This is a genomic window from Fusobacterium perfoetens (assembly GCF_021531475.1).
Classification (GTDB): domain Bacteria; phylum Fusobacteriota; class Fusobacteriia; order Fusobacteriales; family Fusobacteriaceae; genus Fusobacterium_B.
In genome coordinates this window covers 40064-61433 of the sequence record NZ_JADYTX010000005.1, presented here as the reverse complement: position 1 = coordinate 61433, position 21370 = coordinate 40064, and the positions used below count along the sequence as shown (strand labels likewise).

Genomic DNA, 21370 nt, shown 5'->3' with positions numbered 1-21370 from the left:
ATTTTTTGTAAAAGTTAGCCACTCGTAACAGAGTGGTTTTTTTATTAATCTTACATTTTTAGTGTGGTTTTAGTGCAAAATATTCTTAAATCATTAGATAGTAATTTGGCAAAAAATATGGTATAATTATAAAGTTTATGACGAATAAATTTGGAGGAAAAAATGGAAAATATTTTTGAAATTATTAGTAAAGAGCTTAATATAAAAGTTCCTCAAATAGAAAATACAGTAAAACTTTTAGATGAGGGAGCAACAGTTCCTTTTATATCAAGATATAGAAAAGAGGTTACAGGAAACCTTGATGAAAATCAAATAGGAGATATTTTAAAAGCTGTAACTTATCTTAGAAATCTTGAAAAAAGAAAAGAAGAGGTAATTGCTCTAATAGATGAACAAGGGAAACTTACAGACGAGTTAAAAAATAGCATATTAAATTCTACAAAACTTCAAGAAGTAGAAGATCTATATCTTCCTTACAAAAAAAGAAGAAAGACAAAAGCTGATATTGCTATTGAAAAAGGTTTAGAGCCATTAGCTCAATTTGTATATTTAGCAAAAGATTTAGCTAGTCTTGAAAAAGAAGCTTTAAAATATATAACTGAGGAAGTTCCAACTAAAGAGGAAGCTATTGAGGGAGCAAAACTTATACTTGCTCAAGGAATCTCCGAAAATGCAAATTATAGAGAAGAAATAAGAAATACTTTATTAAAAGATGGAATTATCTACTCTAAAAATACTAAAAAAGCTAGTGAGCTTGATGAAAAGAAGGTTTATGGAGATTACTATGAATATAGCGAATCTGTAAAAACAATTCTTTCTCATAGAGTTTTAGCACTAAACAGAGGAGAAAAAGAGGACGTTTTAAGTGTTTCTCTAAAAGTAGATGATGTAGTAAGAGCTAGAATAGAAACAAATATATTAAAAAAAGAATTTAAAAATATGGAAATAAAGGAATTCCTTCTATCTATTATTGTAGATTCATTAGACAGACTTATACTTCCATCAATTGAAAGAGAAGTAAGAAATATTTTAACTGAAAAAAGTGAAGCAGAAGCTATAAATATTTTTAAAGAAAATTTAAAAAATTTACTTCTTCAGCCACCATTAAAAGAAAAAAATATCTTAGGACTTGACCCAGGATATAGAACAGGTTGTAAAGTGGCTGTTGTTGATAAAAATGGATTTTATGTGGCAAATGATGTATTCCATTTAGTAGAGGGAATGGATAGTCCTAAACAACTTGCAATCTCTCGTGAAAAACTTTTAAATTATCTATCAAAATATGATATAGATATAGTTTCAATAGGAAATGGAACTGCTTCAAGAGAAACAGAAAGTTTTGTTGCAAATGTTATAAAAGAAAATAATCAAAGAGCAAAATATGTTATAACAAATGAAGCTGGAGCGTCTGTTTACTCAGCATCTAAACTTGCAAATGAGGAGTTTCCAGACCTTGATGTTACAGTTAGAGGAGCGATTTCTATTGCAAGAAGAATACAAGATCCATTGGGAGAACTTGTAAAAATAGATCCAAAGTCAATCGGTGTTGGAATGTATCAACACGATGTTGACCAAAAAAAATTAGCTGAATCTTTAGCAGAAGTAATTGCTTCAGTTGTTAACAGTGTAGGAATTAATGTAAATACAGCTTCTTGGGCATTACTAGAATATGTGTCTGGTGTAAAGAAAAATATAGCTAAAAATATAGTAGAATATAGAAAAGAAAACGGAAACTTTAAAAATAGAAAAGCGTTATTAAAAGTTAAAGGTTTAGGAAATAAAGCTTATGAACAAATGGCAGGGTTCTTAATCATAGAAGACGGAGAAAATGTACTTGACAATACAATAATCCACCCTGAATCATATAAGATAGCTGAAGAGATTTTAAATATCAATGGAATTTCTTTAAAAGATTATAAAGAAAATTTAGCTGACAGTAGAGAAAAATTAAAATCATTTAACTATGAAAAATTTGCTACTGAAAATGAATATGGAAAAGAAACTGTAAAAGATATATATGAAGCTTTAATAAGAGATAGAAGAGACCCAAGAGATGAACTTGAAAGACCTCTTTTAAAATCAGATATATTAAAAATAGAAAATCTTCAAGTGGGAATGGAGCTTGAGGGAACAGTAAGAAACGTTGTAAAATTTGGTGCTTTCATTGATATAGGATTAAAAAATGACGCACTTTTACATATATCAGAGATTTCTGATAAATTTGTAAAAGACCCAAGTGAAGTTTTATCAGTTGGACAAATAGTTAAGGTAAAAGTAAAAGAGATAGATATGGACAGACAAAGAGTGGGACTTACTAGAAAAAGTAGATAAAAATAGTTTTGGCAAGGAGATAAAAATATGAAGATAAATAAGGATTCGATAGTCTTAAAAATAATATTTTATACTAATATTGCCATAATTTCTTCTTCAGTAGTTGTAGCTTTTATAATTACTTTTATAACTTTTCAGGATATGGAAGCGAGACTTTTAAATACAGCCAAAGAAAAAGTTTTTATTTTAGAAAAAGCTCATATGAACTATATGTTTAATATGAGAGGGGATATAACTCAAATTTTATTAAAAAAGAAAAATCTTTATGAAGATTCAGTAGAGATAGATTATGAAGTCTTAAGTAAGATTTTAAAATCTGATTTGATGAAAAATGATTTTAGAAAATATTATCAAGTGGAGATTGGACTTTTTGATAAAGCTGGGAGAATACTAGGTTGTAGCGGGAAAAATGGACTTTTTGATAAAAGAAGTTTTCTTCCAAATGATAGGATTAAAGAGATAGTAAGAGATAAAAAATACTATACAGTAAAGTTTGAAAATGAGCTTTATTCTAGAATAATTCTTCCTCATAGTATATTTAAAAATGAGGAAAATAATGGATATATTGTTCTTTCAATCCCATTAAATAATAATATTTTGAGATATATGAGAGAGTATATAGAACTTTCTGATTCTGATAAGATATTTATACTTTCAAATACAGCTTATCTTTATGGAGATTTTAAGAAAAAACCAAGAGAAAAAACTTTCTTGATGAAGAAACAAGAAAAATCTGGCGGAATATATCAATATTCTTATAGAAATGTTAAAGTAGACGAAACCCCTTATTATATAGTAACAACCACTCTAAAAGATGTGGACAAAAAAAATATTTTAGGTTATCTTGGAGTAGGAATTTCAAGAGAGAACTTTATAAGAACGAAAATTATTATTGCTATTTTTATAGGAATTATGGTATTATCTTTTGTAACAATAGCAACAACATTCTTTAGTAAGATTTTGAAAAATATGCTACTTCCGTTAAAAGAGATTTCCAATGCAGCAGAGGAGATAAGTAATGGAAATTATGATACAGTTATTGAGTTTAATGGAACTGGTGAGATAAAAGTTTTAGAAAATTCCCTTAAGGATATGCTTTTAAAACTAGAAGATAACCAAAGAACTTTAAAAATAAGAAATAAAAAGTTAAAAGAAAACCTAAATAAAATGAAATCCATAGAAAAGTTAATTCTTGAACTTGAAACAGCTGGAGATATAACTAGTGTAGTTAGAAAAATTATGAAAGCCTTTGTTTCTGAAGTGGATTTAGGATTTATGAGGGGAATGTTCTTTAGATATAGTAGAGAAAAAGATGCTTTTGTTGGGGAGATGTGTGTCCTAAACTCTCATATAACAGAGATTAGAAATGATATCTTAAAAGAGAGAAAAACAGGATTTAACTTCCAAATAAAACAGCTTGAAGATGTAGTAAAACTTATAAAAATTCCTTATTCAGAAGAAAACTTTATAGCCAACTCTTTTAGAAATAGACAAAGTATCTATATAAATGATAAAGGTTATAAACATAATTTAGGAAATGATCTTTTTAATACTATAGGACTTAAAAATTTTGTGGCAGTACCGATTTATAATATAGATTATTATTCTGGAGTTATGTTATTTGATTATTATACAAAATCAAAAGAGATAACAGAAGAGGATATAGAGCTTATAAAAATCTTAATGATGAATGTTACTACAAAATTAAAAAATAGAGTTGATGAAACTGAAAGAATAGAAACTGAAAGAAATAGAACAATAAACAATATCACTGAAAGATTTTTAACAACGAGGGAAGAAGCTTTAAATAAACTTGTAACCTTAATTCAAGAAAATAAAAGTGATAATTTGAAAGAGATTGAAGATGAAATAAGAGATTTTAAAGAGAAAGTAAAAAACATTAAATATTCTAATAAGATCTTGAAACAATATTCAAATCCATCTGATAGAAAAAAATTAGAACCTGTTAACATAGAACATTTTATGGTTGAAATGATAGGAGAATTTAGAAATATTTTAAAAGAAGATGGAAACGAAGATAAAGTTACAATAGCATCTTTCATAAGTTATACAGAAGATGTACTTGGTAATAGAGAAAGATTTAAAAGAGCTTTTATGGAACTTCTAAAAAATGCTTATGATGCAGTTATGGCAAGTGATAGAAGCGATAAAAAAATCACAATAATAGTGATTAGAGATAAAATAGCTAACAAAATAAAAATTGATATTAAAGATAATGGAATAGGAATGGACGAGGAACAATTAAAATATATTTCTCAACCATTTATGACTTACAAAGGAGATACTCCTGGACTTGGAGTACCTTTAGCAGAGAGAGTTATAAAAGACTGTAAGGGAGTAATCAAATTCTATTCCACTCTTAATCAAGGAACTGAAGTTAAGATAACATTAAATATATTTAAGGAGGAGCAATAAAAAATGGAAGATAAGGATTATGGAAAAACACTGAATCTACCAAAAACTAGTTTTCAAATGAAAGCTAACTTACCCAACAAAGAGCCATTAATGGTAAAAGAATGGACAAAACAAAAAATATATGAAAAAAGCATCGATGAAACTAAACCTAGTTTTATACTACATGATGGACCACCATATGCAAATGGTAATATTCATATAGGACACGCATTAAACAAAGTTTTAAAAGATATAATTTTAAAATATAAAAGAGCTAGAGGATTTAATGCACCATATGTACCAGGTTGGGATACTCACGGTCTTCCAATAGAATTAAAAGTAAGTGAAGAACTTGGTGAAAAAATGAAATCAATGTCTCCACTAGAAATAAGAGAAAAATGTACAAAATATGCTAAAAAATGGGTTGGAATTCAAAAAGAACAATTTATAAGACTTGGAATTTTAGGAGATTGGGATAATCCTTATCTAACTTTAAACCCTGAATATGAAGCAAAACAATTAGAAGTTTTTGGAGAATTATATAAAAACGGATATATCTTCAAAGGTTCTAAACCAATCTACTGGTCACCAGTAACAGAAACAGCTTTAGCAGAAGCTGAAATCGAATATAAAGATATAAAATCTCCATCTGTTTATGTAAAAATGAAAGCTAACCAAGATGTGTTAGATAAAATTGGAATGACAGAAGAAACTTATATAGTAATTTGGACAACAACTCCTTGGACTTTACCAGCAAATGTAGGAATCTGTTTAAATGCTGAGTTTGAATATGGAGTTTATAAAACTGAATTAGGAAACTTAATATTTGCAAAAGTTTTAGCTGAAAAAGCTATGAATGAAATAGGAATAAAAGAATGCGAACTTATAAAAGAATTTAAAGGGGAAGCATTAGAAAGACTTACATACCAACATCCATTTATCGAAAGAACTGGAGTTATCATTTTAGGTGATCACGTTACAGCTGATGCAGGTACAGGTTGTGTTCATACAGCTCCTGGACATGGACAAGATGACTATGTTGTTGGGGTAAGATATGGTTTACCTATCCTTTCACCTATCAATTACAAAGGTGTTTTAACAGAAGAAGCTGGAGAATTTGCAGGGTTATTCTATGAGGAAGCAAACAAAGTTATTTGCAAAACTTTATTAGAAAGAGGAATAATGTTAGCTTATTCTGAGTTTGTTCACTCATACCCACACGACTGGAGATCAAAAACTCCAATAATCGTAAGAGCTACATCTCAATGGTTCGTAAAAGCTGAAGGTTCAGACTTAAGAGAAAGAGCTTTAAAAGCATTAGATGGTGTAGAATTTGTTCCTGATTGGGGAAGAAACAGAATAGGTTCAATGCTAGAAAAAAGACCTGACTGGTGTATCTCAAGACAAAGAAGCTGGGGAGTACCAATTCCAGTATTCTATGTAGATGAAGAAGTTGTATTCAACCAAGAAATTTTAGCAAGAGTAGTAGAAATTGTTAAAAAAGAAGGTTCAGCAGCTTGGGTTAAATATTCAGCTGAAGAATTAATTGGAGAAGAATTATTAGCTAAATATAATTTAGTTGGAAAAGAAATTATAAAAGAAAAAAATATAATGGACGTTTGGTTTGACTCTGGAGTTTCTCACAGATCTGTTCTTGAAACAAGAGGATCTTTACTTCACAGACCAGCTGATTTATACTTAGAAGGTTCAGACCAACACAGAGGTTGGTTCCAAACATCACTTCTAACATCAATTGGTTCAACTTTTGATGCTCCATACAAAAAAATCTTAACTCATGGATTTGTAAATGATGGACAAGGAAGAAAAATGTCAAAGTCTTTAGGAAATACAGTTTCTCCAGAAGATGTAATAAAAGTTTATGGTGCTGATATTCTAAGACTTTGGTGTGCATCTGTTGACTACAGAGATGACGTAAAAATTTCTGACAACATTGTAAAACAAATGGCTGAAGCTTACAGAAGAGTAAGAAACACAGCAAGATATATCTTAGGAAATACTTATGATTTTGATCCAACTAAAGATTCAGTTCCATATGAAGAAATGGAAGAAATCGACAGATGGGCATTACATAAATTAGAAGTATTAAAAAGAGAAGTTACAGAAAGTTATGATAAATATGAATTCTACAACCTTTTCCAAGCAATCCACTATTTTGCAGGAATAGATATGTCAGCATTCTATCTTGACATTATAAAAGATAGATTATATACTGAAAAAGAAGATTCAAGAGCAAGAAGATCAGCTCAAACAGTTATGAACGAAGTTTTACTTTGTCTTGTAAAAATGATCTCTCCAATCCTTTCATTTACAGCTGAAGAAATCTGGGGAAGATTACCTGAACAAGATAAAGATGCTGAATCAGTTCATTTAACAAAATGGTTTGAATTTAATGATAAATATTTAAATAAAGAACTTGAAGATAAATGGGCAACAGTTATAAAACTTAGAAAATCTGTAAATAAATATCTTGAAAAAGCAAGACAAGGTGAAAACAGAATAATAGGAAACGCCCTTGATGCAAAAGTTATATTAAATACTTCTGATGAAGAATTAAAAACATTTATAAATTCTAATAGAGAATTATTAGAAATGGTATTTATAGTTTCTCAATTAGAATACTCTGATGTGGCAGATGATAGTTTTGTGGCAGATGACGAGATGGAACTAAAAGTTAAAGTTCTTCACGCTGAAGGAGTTAAATGTGAAAGATGTTGGAAATATTCAACAGAGATTGACAGTGAAACTTCACTTTGCCCAAGATGTGCTAAAGTTTTAAAATAGGTAAAAATTATGATATATTATTTAATAGGAATAGTTGGTCTGGTGTTACTAGACCAACTGACTAAAATTCAAATAGAAAATAATTTTTTTGTTGGAGATACAATAGAGATAATATCTAATTTTTTTCATATAACTTATGTTCAAAATAGAGGTATCGCTTTTGGTGTCTTTCAAGGAAAAATAAATGCTATTAGTATAGCCACTACAATAGCAATTATCGGGATTATTATATATTTCTTTAAAAATTTTAAAAAGATAGAAGTTATAGAGAGAATAGCTTATATGGTTATTATCTCTGGAGCTATCGGAAATATGATAGATAGAATTTTTAGAGGATATGTTGTAGATATGCTAGATTTTAGAGGAATTTGGCAATATGTTTTTAATTTAGCAGATGTATATATAAATATAGGAGTAGCACTTATATTCTTAGACATCTTATTAAAACTAAAAAATAAAGAATCTCAAAATTAAAATTTAAAATAAATTGGAGGAAGAAAAAATGACATTTCAAGAGATAATAACAACTCTTCAAAGATATTGGGGGTCTAAAGGGTGCGTTTTGGGAAATCCTTATGATATAGAAACAGGAGCAGGAACATTCAATCCAAACACATTCTTAATGGCATTAGGACCTGAACCTTGGAAAACTGCTTATGTAGAACCATCAAGAAGACCAAAAGATGGAAGATATGGAGAAAACCCAAATAGAGTTTACCAACATCACCAATTCCAAGTAATAATGAAACCATCTCCAGATAATATCCAAGAGTTATACTTAGAAAGTTTAAGACTTTTAGGAATTATACCAGAAGAACACGATATAAGATTCGTTGAAGACGACTGGGAATCACCAACATTAGGAGCTTGGGGACTTGGTTGGGAAGTATGGCTAGATGGAATGGAAATCACTCAATTTACATATTTCCAACAAGTTGGAGGATTAGAACTTGACATAGTTCCAGTAGAAATCACTTACGGACTTGAAAGAATCGCTCTATATATCCAAAATAAATCAAATGTTTATGATTTAGACTGGACAGACGAAGTTAAATACGGAGATATGAGATACCAATATGAATATGAAAACTCAAAATATTCATTTGAATTAGCTGACTTAGAATCTCACTTCAAATGGTTTGATGAATATGAAGCTGAAGCTAAAAAAATATTAGAAGCAGGACTTGTATTACCAGCATATGACTATGTTTTAAAATGTTCTCACACATTCAACGTCCTAGATTCAAGAGGGGCTATCTCTACAACTGAGAGAATGGCTTATATTTTAAGAGTTAGAGAATTAGCTAAAAAATGTGCTGAAATCTATGTAGAAAATAGAAAGAACTTAGGATATCCATTACTTAAAAAAAATATATAGTTTAAGATAAATATTTTTTAAGATGGAATTAAAAATTTGTGAAGAAGGAGATAGAAATATGAAGTTGTTATTTGAAATAGGAATGGAAGAAAACCCAGCAAGATTCCTAGTTAATGCTTTAAATGATTTAAAAAATAACCTAGCAAAAAAATTAAAAGATGAAAGAATAGATTATCAAGATATAAAAACTTTCGGAACTCCAAGAAGATTAGTTATCTTAGTTGAAGGATTAGCTGAAAGACAAAATGACCTTAATGAATTAAATATGGGACCAGCAAAAAAAGTTGCTTATGGACAAGATGGAATGCTTTCTAAAGCAGGACTTGGATTTGCTAAATCTCAAGGAGTAGAAGCTAAAGATTTAGAAATAGTTTCTACACCAAAAGGTGAATATATAGCTGTTAGAAAATTCTCTGAAGGGGTTGAAACAAAATCTTTACTTTCTGATATATTAAAAAATCTTGTATTAGAACTTGAATTCCCTAAATCAATGAAATGGGCTGACAGAAAATTCAGATTTGCAAGACCTATCCAATGGTTTTTAGCAATAGTTGACAATGAACTTGTAAAATTTGAAATTGAAGGAATTGAAAGTGGACTTGAGTCAAGAGGACACAGATTCTTCGGTGGAAGATTTACAGTTGCAAATGTTGATGAATATTTCACAAAAATAAGAGAAAATAATGTAATAATTGATATAGCTGAAAGAAAACAAATGATAAGAGATTTAATTGTTAAAAATTGTACTGGAGAAGATGAAGTAGTATTAATTCACGAAAATCTTTTAAACGAAGTTACAAACTTAGTTGAATATCCTTATCCAATCGTTGGAACATTCAATCAAGATTTCTTAGAAGTTCCACAAGAAGTATTAATTATATCTATGGAAGTTCACCAAAGATACTTCCCAATCTTAGATAAAAATGGAAAATTACTTCCAAAATTCGTAGTTGTAAGAAACGGTATCGAATATTCTGATAAAGTAAAAGCTGGAAATGAAAAAGTTTTATCAGCTAGACTTGCAGATGCTAGATTCTTCTATCAAGAAGACTTAAAACAACCATTAATCGAAAATGTTAAAAAATTAGAAACAGTAGTATTCCAAAAAGATTTAGGAACTATCGCTGCTAAAATGAGAAGAGTATCAAAAGTTGCCGATGCTTTAATCGATAAATTAGGATATGAAGATATAAGAGAAGATATCCAAAGAACAATTACTTTATGTAAAGCTGACCTTGTAACAAATATGATAAATGAAAAAGAATTTACTGAATTACAAGGACTTATGGGAGCAGATTATGCTTTAAAATCTGGAGAAAAAGAAACAGTATCTTTAGGAATCCAAGAACACTACTTCCCAAGATTTAAAGGGGATAAATTACCAACTACTAAAGAGGGAATCGTTGCAGGAATCTGTGACAGAATTGATACTTTAGTTGGTTGTTTAGGTGTTGGAATCCAAGTTACAGGTTCTAAAGACCCATTTGCATTAAGAAGAGCAGCACTTGGAATTGTAAACGTTATACTAAATTCTAACTTAAATGTTTCATTAGAAGCTTTAGTTGATAAAAGTATAGAAGTTTTAGAAGCTGACGGAGTATTAAAGAAAGATAAAGTTGCTTTAAAGAAAGAAGTATTAGAATTCTTAAAACAAAGAGTTATCAACGTATTTACAGATATGGGATACAGAAGAGATATAATCTCTGCTGTAGTTGAAAAATCTTGGGATAACGTTGTGGAAACTAGAACTATGATAGAAGTTTTAGGTGAAGCAGTTCAAGAAGAAAACTTCAAAAAATTAATAGGAATAGTAAAAAGAGTTGGAAACATTGTAAAAGCTCATAAAACACAAGATGTTAACCAAGAATTATTCAGAGAAGAAGCTGAAAAAACTTTATATTCTTATGTAGAAACTCTAGACAAAACAACTTGCGAACTTTTATCAGCAAAAGATTATAAAGGATATTTAGAAGCTATCGTTTCTGGAGAAGAAGTTATAAATAACTACTTTGATTCAGTAATGATAAATGATAAAGATGAAGCTATAAAAAATAATAGACTTTCTCAAATGAGAAGATTAAACTCTATCTATGAAAAAATGGCTGACTTAAACTTCATTGAAGGATAATAACTTTTAAATAAATTGCACCTAGAATCTTGAGAGATTGAGATTTTAGGTGTTTTTTTTATTTTTTGAAAAAATTTTTCAATATTTATATCTGTTTTGAATAAAATAATACCTCTTAAAATTATTTTATCCTTGACAATAAAGGAAAAAAAAGATATCATCTATATGTAGAGAGTGATTTTTACAAAAGAAAAAATTGAAAAAATACAAAAATATGTAAAAATATAATAAAAAAAAATTGTAAATTGCATATTTTAATCCAAAAAATAAAAAAGAGTTGCTTTATGGACTGAGTATAATTTTTTTATTGACAAAATTTTTAAAAAATATTATAATTAAACGTTAATGGAAAAATAGATTTGAAAAAAAACTTATGTTAAAGGAGATAAAATATGGGAAGATTAGTAGGAACTATTTCAAGAGGACTTCGTGCACCAATCATACACAGTGGTGACGATATAATTACTTTCACAGTAGATGCAGTTTTAGCAGCTACAAAAAGTGAAAATATAGCTTTAAGAGATAAAGATGTTGTTGCAATAACAGAATCAATCGTAGCTAGAGCACAAGGAAACTATGCTACTATAGACGATGTAGCTGCTGACGTAAAGGCTAAATATGGAGATAATACAATAGGAGTTATTTTCCCAATTCTAAGCCGTAATAGATTTTCTGTATGTTTAAAAGGAATCGCTAGAGGAGCTAAAAAAATAGTTTTAATGTTTAGCTATCCATCAGACGAAGTAGGAAATCACTTTATAGACTATGATTTACTAGATGAAAAAGGTGTAAATCCTTGGACAGATGTTTTAACAGAAAAAGAGTTTACTGAAAAATTTGGAAATCCTATCCACGTATTTACAGGAGTAAACTACATCGAATATTATTCAGAATTAATAAGAGAGCAAGGGGCAGAAGTAGAAGTAATATTTGCTAACAACCCAACTGCTATTTTAAAATATACAGACTGCGTATTAAACTGCGATATTCACACTCGTATGAGAACTAAAAAATTATTAAAAAATGCTGGAGCTAAAATAGTTTACGGAATGGATGAAATCTTAACTGCGTCAGTAAATGGAAGTGGATTTAATGAAGCTTACGGATTATTAGGATCTAACAAAGCTACTGAAGATTCAGTAAAATTATTCCCTCGTAACTGTAAAGAAATCGTTGTAAAAATCCAAGCTATGTTAAAAGAAGCTACTGGAAAAAATATCGAAGTTATGGTTTACGGAGACGGAGCTTTCAAAGACCCAGTTGGAAAAATTTGGGAACTTGCTGACCCAGTAGTATCTCCAGGATATACAGATGGATTAGAAGGAACACCAAACGAAATAAAATTAAAATACTTAGCAGACAATGATTTAGCTGGACTTAAAGGAGAAGAATTAAATAAAGCTGTTGCTGAAGCAATCAAAGGAAAAGATTCTGACCTTAAAGGACAAATGATAACTCAAGGAACTACTCCAAGAAGACTTACTGACCTTATTGGATCACTATGTGACTTAACTTCAGGAAGTGGAGATAAAGGAACACCAATTATCTTAATTCAAGGATATTTTGATAACTATATAGATGACTAATAAAAAATAGAGGATAGTTTTTAGGCTATCCTCTATAAATTTTATGTCTTTTATATTTTTCAATCAGCTTCGACGTCTAGTATTACACCTTTTATAAAAAGGCTAAGAAAGTTAGAGCTGATTTTTATATTTTTCAAATTTTTTAAATATTCAGGAATAAACACTTTTACTCCTTGGACTTCTTCAATGTTATATTTAAAATTTTTGCCTTCTATTTGAGAGTTATCTTTAACTAATTCACCCTGAATTACATCACGACAACCAGCTCAGCCAAAGCTTAAAGACTCTCTCTTTAAGACAATTCCGATTAGGTTATTTTTTTTGATATGTTCTTCAACTTTTTTACTAATCTTTATTACCATAAAAAACCTCCTTTCGTTTTTTTACATTATAACATATAATAAAAAATTATAGAAATATTATATTGTTTTAGCTATTGAATATTTTCTATCTTTAATATATAATTATACTAAAAGAAAAATTAGGAGGTAAGATGTACAAAGCAATAATAAGTGATTTAGATGGAACTTTGTTAAATTCACATCATATGATATCAGAATATACTAAAAATGTTATCAAAAAAATAATAAAAGAGAAAGATGTAAAATTTATAATCGCTACTGGAAGACATTATATTGATGCTTCTTGTTTTATGAAGCAGTTAGGGGCAAAATCTTATTTAATATCTTCTAACGGAGCTAATGCTCACACAAGTGATGGAGAACTTTTAATTGAGCATTTAATGGATAAAAAAGATGTTGAAAGAGTTTTAAATATTCAAGCTGATAAAGACGTAATAGTTAATACTTATACAAGTGATGGTTGGGACGTAGATAGAATGTTACCAGACTTTAATGCTTATCATAAAGAATCTGGATTTGCTCCAAATATTGTAGATTTTAAAAACTATGATAAAGAGAATATTTTAAAATTTTGCTATATAGGTGAAAAAGAAAAAATAGAGGAACTTGAAAATAAAATAAGAGAAAATAAAAAACTTGTGGAAGATATAACTTTGACAGCATCTTTGGATATTTGTTTAGAAATAATGAAAAAAGATGTGTCAAAGGGAAAAACTTTAAAAGAGATTTTAGATAGAGAGGGAATAAAACTTTCTGAAGCTATCGCTTTTGGAGATGGACTTAATGATGAAGAGATGTTAAGTATCGTAGGAAAAGGGCTTATTATGGGAAATGCCAGCGAAAAATTAAAGAAAGCTCAACCTAATTTAGAAGTGATAGGAACAAATGATGAAGATGCAGAGGCAAAATATTTAGAAAAAATTTTCTTGGAGGCATAATGATAGACCATATTGCTATTTGGGTAGAAGATTTAGAAAAGATGAGAGAGTTCTATTGTAAATATTTTGACGGAGTATCTAATCAAAAATATGAAAACAAAATAAAAGGATTTGAATCATATTTTATATCTTTTGATGGTGCTACAAGAATAGAACTTATGAAAAGAAAAGATATAGAAGAGAGAATATATAAAGAGATTTTAGGTTTGGCTCACCTAGCTTTTAAAGTGGGAAGTAAAGAAAAAGTAAATGAGCTAACAGAAATTTTTAGAAAAGATGGGTATAAAATAATAGGAGAACCAAGAACCACAGGAGATGGATATTACGAAAGTGTAATACTTGATCCTGAGGGAAATAGAATAGAACTAGTTGGATAAAAATTTTGATTTTGTAGTGGAAAGGGAGAGAAATTATGGAATTAAAAATTTTTTATGAGGAGACTGACGAGACTAAAAACATTTTAGGAAAACTTTTAGAAGATAAATTTATAAAAGAGGCAATTTTAGCTGATAGACATAATAGAAGGGTAGCTCTTTTAAAAATTGATGGAGAGGAATATGTATTAAAAAGAGAAAAAACTTTTAATTTCTTTGGGTTAAATAATAATATAAGATTGATGTACAATAATATAAAAGCACTTAATTCAAAGGGATTTTTTAATACATATAATGTAAAGTTTATCATTGAAAAAAAGATAGATTTTTTCCATTCAGAACTGATTTATATGACTAATTTTGTAAGAGGAGAAAGCCCAAAAACAAAAGAGGATTATGATGAGATGATGAAACTTTTAGTGAAACTACATTCATTAAAACATTATCATGGAGATTGTAAGCCAGAAAACTTTATAAAAACTTGTAAAGGAATGATTATGATAGACAGTAAGTTTAGAAGAGCTTTCTTTAATAAGTTGGGAATTTATAAAGATGTTTTAAGATTACAAAGATTTACAAAGGAATCTTTAGACTTAAATAAATATTTTAAAAATTATAAGAAACATTTCTTGTATTATGTGGCTATTTTACTTATTTATAGAAGAGATATCTTCAGAGGCAATAAAAGTTTTTGGAAAGAAGTTTTATAAAAAAATAAGAGTTACTATACTTTATTTAGTATAGTAGCTCTTTTTTCTTTTAGAGAATATTTTTGTAAATTTTAATTATTTTATTTTTAAATCCTTAAATCCTTTTCCAAGAACCTCTGCCACATCAGTGATATATACAAAAGCATCTTCATCAACTGAACGGATAATTCTTTTTATAGCAGTTACTTCATAACGATTCACAATACAAGAAAGCATATTTTTTTCTTTTCCCTCAAAGCCCCCTTGAGCTTTTATAATTGTAGTCCCTCTTTTAGCCTCTTTCATAATGATATCTTTTATAATAAGAGATTTATCAGAAATAATAGTTATAGCCTTAGAGCTATCAAATCCATCTTGAATCATATCTATAACTTTTGTACAAGAGAAAACTCCAACTAAAGTATACATAAATATTTCTTTACCAAAAAGAAATCCAGAGATACTAAGAACTGTAAAGTCCATAATAAAAAATGCTTTACCAACAGGTATTTCAAAATATTTATTTAAAATCTTTACTAAAATATCTGTACCACCACTAGATCCACCAGCAGCAAACATAGAACCAAGCCCAAGTCCTACCAAAATCCCACCGAATATACAAGCCATCAATTTATCTTGTAGAGGAGCTGTTGGAACTCTTGATAAAATTTCAAAGGCAACTGATGTCATAACTGTTCCGTAGAAAGTCTTTAAAATAAATTTGCCCCCTATTAATTTATATCCTATAATTATCAAAGGAATATTTAAAAGAGCATAGGTAGTCCCTATATCAAATTTAAATAGATAAAATAAAATAAGGCAAATCCCTGTTATTCCGCTACTTCCTAGAGAGTTGGCTCTATAAAAATAATGAATACCAAAAGCTATTAAAAATGCTCCAATAGTTATAAGAAGAATGTCCCTAAAAAGATATTTTTTCAATTGCCCCTCCTTAATCTAAGTTTTGACTAGTTACCATAAGAACAGGAACTACTTGTTTTTTTCTTGAGATTATTCCGTTTAACCAGACAATATTATTTTCTAATTTTACATCAAAGGCTTTTTCTAATAAGTTTTGTTTGTCTCCAATAGCCAAGAAATATGAACCAGATTTAATAATATCTGTGATTATTAAAATTGATAGTGAATAATCGTGGATTTCGTTGTTGATATTCATTATATCTTCAAAGTCTTTTTTCTTTTCAAGAACTCCTTGAATGTCAACAGTGTTGATTTGAGAGATAGAGATTTTAACTCCATTCATTGTAAACTCTTTCATATCTATAGAAAGTATCTCTTGAGAAGTCATATTTTTTAGTGATGTACCAGCAATAAGCATTTTCATTCCAAAAGATTCAAAATCCTCTTCACCACAAAGTTTTGAAAGTTCTCTTACAGCCTCAATGTCCTTTTCTGTACAAGTAGGAGATTTAAAAAGTAAAGTATCAGAAAGTATAGCACTCATCATAATACCAGCTATTTCCTTACTAGGCACAACTCTTGCAGCTTTGTAAAGGTCATAAATAATAGTTGATGTACAACCTACAATCTCAGCATTTATCTTAACAGGCTCATCAGTTATAAAATTACCAAATTTATGATGGTCAACAACTTGTAAAATCTTTGCATCTTGTAATCCGTCAACAGATTGTTCCTTTTCGTTATGGTCAACAAGGATAACTTTTTTTCTAGTAAAGTTAATCAGGTTTTTAGTTCTGATTGTACCATAAACTGTCCCATCTTTTTTAGTAACTGGGAAGTTTGTTTGTGTAGCCTCTTTCATAATATCTTTGATGTCGTGTAAAAATTCATCTATCTTAAATGAGTAAAATTTTTCTTTAGGAATTATAGATGAAACTGAAAGCGATTGGCTAATAAGACTTATTATTTTAAATAAGTTTGAGTGAACTCTCATTATAGCACATTCAGATGTTACACGAGGAGATATAAAATCCTCTTCTGAGCAAGAAACTATTATGACTTTTGCTCCAGCTTTTATAGAACGGTCGATACCGTCAGCAAGATAAGTTGTAACAACAATATCCCCTTTGCTAACCTCGTCAAGCTCTGATATAGATTTTAAATTTCCTGTTATTATTCCACTAGGATAAACTCCACTTACAATATCTCCCTTTAAAACATTCATAAGATTTTCAAAGGTAGTTGTATATTTTGTAAATAAATCACAGTGGTCAAGGTTTAAATAAGTGTTAGCAATGTCAGATACGTGTAACATTCCTTTTAATTGTCTATTTTCATCTATTACAGGAAGACTGGAGAAATTTTCCTCAGTCATAGTGTCCAAAGCTCCCTTTAATGAGTCGTTGACAGATAATACTTTTTTTTCAACACGAGTTAGGTCGGAAATCTGAGCACTAACAGTTTTTAAAAACTTAGGAGTATCAATTTTAAAATAATCTAAAACAAATCTTGTTTCGTTGTTAATCTCTCCAAGACGACAAGGGATTGCCTCTTCTCCAAGCTCTTTTTTTAAATTTGCCAAAGCAATAGAAGAACAGATAGAATCTGTGTCTGGGTGTCTGTGTCCAAAAATTAGAATAGGGTCCATAAATCCTCCTTAAAAAAAATAAATTCGTATATTATCATTATAGCTTATATTTTTTAAATGAGCAAATTATTTTATAAAAATAATAAAAATAAGAGTTTAAATTGAAGTAAAAAAATTTGTGATAATATTTAAAATATGTTATACTAAAGAATGGAAGGTGAAAAATGAAGGAGAATATAGCATTAATAGGCTTTATGGGTAGTGGTAAGACAACAGTTGGAAAAGCACTAGCAAGAGCCCTTGAGATGAAATTTGTAGATATAGACAAAGAGATTGTAAAGCTTGAAAAAAGAAGTGTGACAGAAATCTTTGAGCAAGATGGAGAGCAGTATTTTAGAGAGTTAGAAAGAAAAATAATAGACAAGGAATCAAAGGATAATAATATTGTAATCTCTACTGGTGGGGGAGTAATTATTGACAATGCCAATATAAAAAAACTTAAGGAATCATCTTTTGTGGTATATCTTAACTGTGATATAGATTGTATCTATGATAGAGTTAAGAATAAAAAGCACAGACCTCTTTTAAATGTAGATGAACCTTATAAAAAACTTGTGGAGCTTTATAACAAGAGAGAGATTTTGTATAAAATATCTTGTGATTACAGTGTGGATATAAATAGAGAAAGTTATTTGTACGACACTGTGGAAAAGATAAAAAATAAATATATCAATGGCTAGGAGGGATATTATGAACAGATTAAAAGGAAAAATAGTTTTGATAACAGGAGCTACTGCAGGGATAGGTAAAAGTTGTGCTATGCAATTTGCTGAAATGGGTTCTCGTCTAATACTTATGATAAGAAATGAGGAAAAAGGAAAAAAACTAATACAAGAAATCAATGAAAAATATCCTGATACTGAGATAACACTTCTTGTGGGAGATGTAAGAGATGGTAAGGATTGTGAAGAACTTATAAACTCTTTACCAGAAGATTTAAAAAGTATAGATGTTTTGGTAAATAATGCTGGTCTTGCTAAAGGACTTGATAAAGTTTATGAAGTTAGTATAGAAGATATAAATACAATGATAGATACTAATATAAAAGGACTTTTATTTGTTACAAGAGCTGTTGTGCCATTAATGTTAAAATACAATAAAGGGCATATAATAAATCTAGGTTCTGTGGCTGGAGCCTTATCTTATGCTAATGGTGGGGTTTATTGTGCTACAAAAGCAGCAGTTAGATTTATAACTGACGCTCTAAGAATAGAGCTTTTGGAAACTCCATTAAAAGTAACAAATATTCAACCAGGGCTTGTGGAAACTGATTTTAGTTTAACAAGATTTAGTGGAGATGTTGAAAGAGCTAAAAATGTTTACAAAGGTATTGAGGCATTAACTCCAGATGATATAGCTGATATTATAGTTTCAACAGCTAATCAACCAGATAGAGTACAAGTATCTGAAGTTACAATAGTAGCTCAAACTCAAGCTGACAGTAGAACAATTTATAAAAAATAATTATTAAAATAAAAGGAGCTATTATATTTTTATTTATAAAGTATAACAGCTCCATATTTTTTTATAATTTTATTCTAATATATTCTAATCTATTCTAACAAAATAGCAAATTAGAATAAGTTTATTTAGTTATTTTTTAAGATTTCTAAAGTTTCTGAGAAAACTTTGGAGAAGTTATCCCTTATAACAAGAGTGGCGATATGGTCTTGAGATGTAGGAGTTTCATTTATAATCACAAGATTTTTTCCTCTAAAGTAATTGATATAATAAGCAGCAGGATAAACTGTAAGGCTAGTACCGATAATAATTAAGGTATCAGCTTTTTTTATCTCAGATATAGCAGCATCAGTAACTTTTTCATCAAGCATTTCTCCATAAAGAGTAACACGAGGTCTAACAACTCCTCCACATTCACAATCAAATCTTCTGTTAGCTCTTTTACCACATTTTAGACAATACCAATCTTTTAAAGTACCGTGAAGTTCAAGGACTTTTTTACTTCCTCCCTCTTGATGAAGATTATCTATATTTTGAGTGATAACCGCTTTAACTTTTCCCATTTTTTCAAGCTCAGCTAAAGCTTTATGTCCAGGGTTTGGCTTGATATCGTTAATCATCATCTTTTCTTCAATATATTTATTAAAAATATCAGTGTGACTAAGGAAAAAGTCAATACTTAAAATCTCTTCAGGCTCATATCCCATATAGTTTTTTTCTTTATATAAACCATTTTTTCCTCTAAAATCTTTTATTCCAGAGTCAGTTGAAACTAATGCCTTTACCCTGTTTTTTGGGAAATAAAATAAGTTTATCAAAATAAACTTTAATTAAAAATGATATTTACTTTTAATGGCTTTTTGCTTACAACAGTTATTTCTTTTATTAATAACCTTAATAACTTTCTAGTTTCAACAACATCATCTTCTGAATAATTTTCAATTATATATTTTAATTTTTCAAAATTTTCAACATTATCTTTTGAAGATTCTTTTTTATCTTCTTCTTCATAGTGCTTTTGACTTTCTTTAAGTTTTTTCTTTCTAGCTGTTATATCATTGAATTTACTTTCAAGTTCATCTTCATTTATAAATTCTTTTTGGAATAGCTTTATAATTCTTTCTCTTTCTGTTTCCAAAGCTAGAAGTTCTTTCTCTATAAGTTTTAATTTATTTTTTATAGATTCATTTTCATTGTATTCGATGCCGTTTAATTCTAATAACTCTTTAGAATTTTTAATTTTTTCTATTATAGCATTATCTAATTTTCTAGCAGCAATAGAATGTTTTTTTCCTGTTAATTTATTTGTACAAAGATAAACATAATATGGATATTTTTCTCCAGCTTTATTTGTGTGATATCTTCTAGTCTGAAACATTTTTTTACCACAAGTACAAACAACTAAACCACTAAATAAAAGGATAGGTTTCCCTTTTTCTCTGCTTTCTCTTATCTTGATATTGAGTTTTCTAATTTCTTGACAAAGGTTAAAAAGTTCTAGAGGCACAATAGGCTCATGTAGTCCTTTGTACCATATTCTATTATTTTTGGTCTTGATTCTATGCTTTGAATCAACAGGATCTTTTACATATTTTTTATATACAACTTCTCCAATATAAATTCTATTATCAATTATTTCTGTTATATCACTTCTAGTTTTTCCAAAAATTCTACCTGTTTCACTAAGATTCCAATTCTCAGCAAAAGTTTCAAATATCTTTAAAATTAAAGGAGCTTTTTCAGGATCAGGAACAATCATTTTATTTTTTCCTCTTATATATCCAGTAGCAGGATTTCCGTGAACAAAATACCCTGCCTTTGTTTTTTCTAAAAGATTTGATTTGATTCTTAAAGACATTTGCTTTAAATCCTCAGTTCCCCAAGCTAAGAAAATAGATAAACTCATAAAATCTTTTAAATATGGTTGAGAAACACTTTCAAAGCTAACTCCATATTTTTCTAAATCTTCAAAGAATTTCATACCAGTAGATATTTTACGAGCAATTCTTGATACTTCCCAAAATATAACTTTTGTATATATTTTTTTGGGGATAGTATTTTGTAAATCATTAAACCCTTTTCTGTCGTCATTCCCACCAGATTCAACATCACTATAAACTTTTAATACTTCATATTTTTTTTCTTCACAATAATCTGTACATTTTTTTAATTGAATAGCAAGGGAACTATCTGTTCCCTTGTTTTTTGCTTGTTCTTTTTTAGATACCCTTATGTAAATCGCTACTCTTTCCATTATTATTTCCTTTATTTTTATTTTTTATAGAATTGTACAGATTATTTATAATATTCACAGCTTCTATTTTATTATCCATATTT

The 21370-nt window shown here is 28.8% G+C and carries 16 protein-coding genes; 12 read left to right on the top strand and 4 right to left on the bottom strand.

Going from position 1 to position 21370, the window contains the following annotated elements; all coding sequences use genetic code 11:
* Positions 1-162 precede the first annotated feature (162 nt).
* From I6E15_RS02280 to I6E15_RS02235, 10 genes are all read left to right on the top strand, one after another.
* Complete coding sequence (locus I6E15_RS02280; protein WP_235243888.1) at positions 163-2331, top strand: Tex family protein; 2169 nt, start codon at positions 163-165, stop codon at positions 2329-2331.
* 27 nt (positions 2332-2358) lie between these two features.
* Complete coding sequence (locus tag I6E15_RS02275; protein ID WP_235243886.1) at positions 2359-4767, top strand: ATP-binding protein; 2409 nt, start codon at positions 2359-2361, stop codon at positions 4765-4767.
* Between the two features lie 3 nt (positions 4768-4770).
* Positions 4771-7548 carry an isoleucine--tRNA ligase gene (ileS, locus tag I6E15_RS02270; RefSeq protein ID WP_235243883.1) on the top strand — a complete coding sequence of 926 codons (2778 nt, stop codon included), beginning with the start codon at positions 4771-4773 and terminating at the stop codon, positions 7546-7548.
* Positions 7549-7557: 9 nt separating this feature from the next.
* Positions 7558-8022 carry a signal peptidase II gene (lspA, locus tag I6E15_RS02265; RefSeq protein WP_177161256.1) on the top strand — a complete coding sequence of 155 codons (465 nt, stop codon included), beginning with the start codon at positions 7558-7560 and terminating at the stop codon, positions 8020-8022.
* Between the two features lie 28 nt (positions 8023-8050).
* Positions 8051-8926, top strand: a complete 876-nt coding sequence (gene glyQ, locus I6E15_RS02260) for a glycine--tRNA ligase subunit alpha (RefSeq protein WP_177161255.1) — start codon at positions 8051-8053, stop codon at positions 8924-8926.
* 58 nt (positions 8927-8984) lie between these two features.
* Positions 8985-11054 carry a glycine--tRNA ligase subunit beta gene (gene glyS, locus I6E15_RS02255; protein WP_235243881.1) on the top strand — a complete coding sequence of 690 codons (2070 nt, stop codon included), beginning with the start codon at positions 8985-8987 and terminating at the stop codon, positions 11052-11054.
* A gap of 392 nt (positions 11055-11446) precedes the next feature.
* Positions 11447-12640 (top strand): coenzyme F420-0:L-glutamate ligase, encoded by a 1194-nt coding sequence (locus I6E15_RS02250; protein ID WP_235243879.1) that lies wholly within the window; start codon positions 11447-11449, stop codon positions 12638-12640.
* A 493-nt stretch (positions 12641-13133) separates the two neighbouring features.
* Positions 13134-13940, top strand: a complete 807-nt coding sequence (locus tag I6E15_RS02245) for a Cof-type HAD-IIB family hydrolase (RefSeq protein ID WP_235243877.1) — start codon at positions 13134-13136, stop codon at positions 13938-13940.
* On the top strand, positions 13937-14317 hold the full coding sequence (locus I6E15_RS02240; RefSeq protein WP_177161266.1) for a VOC family protein: 381 nt from the start codon (positions 13937-13939) through the stop codon (positions 14315-14317). Before I6E15_RS02245 ends, I6E15_RS02240 begins: the two co-directional genes overlap by 4 nt.
* Before the next feature lie 35 nt (positions 14318-14352).
* The gene (locus I6E15_RS02235; RefSeq protein ID WP_235243876.1) at positions 14353-15024 is read left to right on the top strand and encodes a hypothetical protein; all 672 of its coding nucleotides are present in this window, start codon (positions 14353-14355) and stop codon (positions 15022-15024) included.
* Positions 15025-15099: 75 nt separating this feature from the next.
* Here the strand turns inward: I6E15_RS02235 and I6E15_RS02230 are convergent, their stop codons facing one another.
* Together I6E15_RS02230 and I6E15_RS02225 are read right to left on the bottom strand one after the other, a co-directional pair.
* Positions 15100-15945: a YitT family protein gene (locus I6E15_RS02230; protein WP_235243875.1), complete on the bottom strand. Its 846-nt coding sequence runs from the start codon at positions 15943-15945 to the stop codon at positions 15100-15102.
* A 10-nt stretch (positions 15946-15955) separates the two neighbouring features.
* Positions 15956-17572, bottom strand: coding sequence for a putative manganese-dependent inorganic diphosphatase (locus I6E15_RS02225; RefSeq protein WP_235243874.1), 1617 nt, complete (start codon positions 17570-17572; stop codon positions 15956-15958).
* A 164-nt stretch (positions 17573-17736) separates the two neighbouring features.
* On the opposite strand from I6E15_RS02225, the gene I6E15_RS02220 reads away from it, so the two are divergent.
* A complete protein-coding gene (locus I6E15_RS02220) occupies positions 17737-18252 on the top strand; it encodes a shikimate kinase (RefSeq protein ID WP_235243873.1) in 516 nt (171 codons plus the stop codon).
* 10 nt (positions 18253-18262) lie between these two features.
* Positions 18263-19036 (top strand): SDR family NAD(P)-dependent oxidoreductase, encoded by a 774-nt coding sequence (locus I6E15_RS02215; RefSeq protein ID WP_235243871.1) that lies wholly within the window; start codon positions 18263-18265, stop codon positions 19034-19036.
* Between the two features lie 125 nt (positions 19037-19161).
* Here the strand turns inward: I6E15_RS02215 and I6E15_RS02210 are convergent, their stop codons facing one another.
* Together I6E15_RS02210 and I6E15_RS02205 are read right to left on the bottom strand one after the other, a co-directional pair.
* Positions 19162-19851, bottom strand: coding sequence for an NAD-dependent protein deacylase (locus I6E15_RS02210; protein WP_235243869.1), 690 nt, complete (start codon positions 19849-19851; stop codon positions 19162-19164).
* Positions 19852-19859: 8 nt separating this feature from the next.
* A complete protein-coding gene (locus tag I6E15_RS02205) occupies positions 19860-21287 on the bottom strand; it encodes a recombinase family protein (RefSeq protein ID WP_235243867.1) in 1428 nt (475 codons plus the stop codon).
* Positions 21288-21370 lie beyond the last annotated feature (83 nt).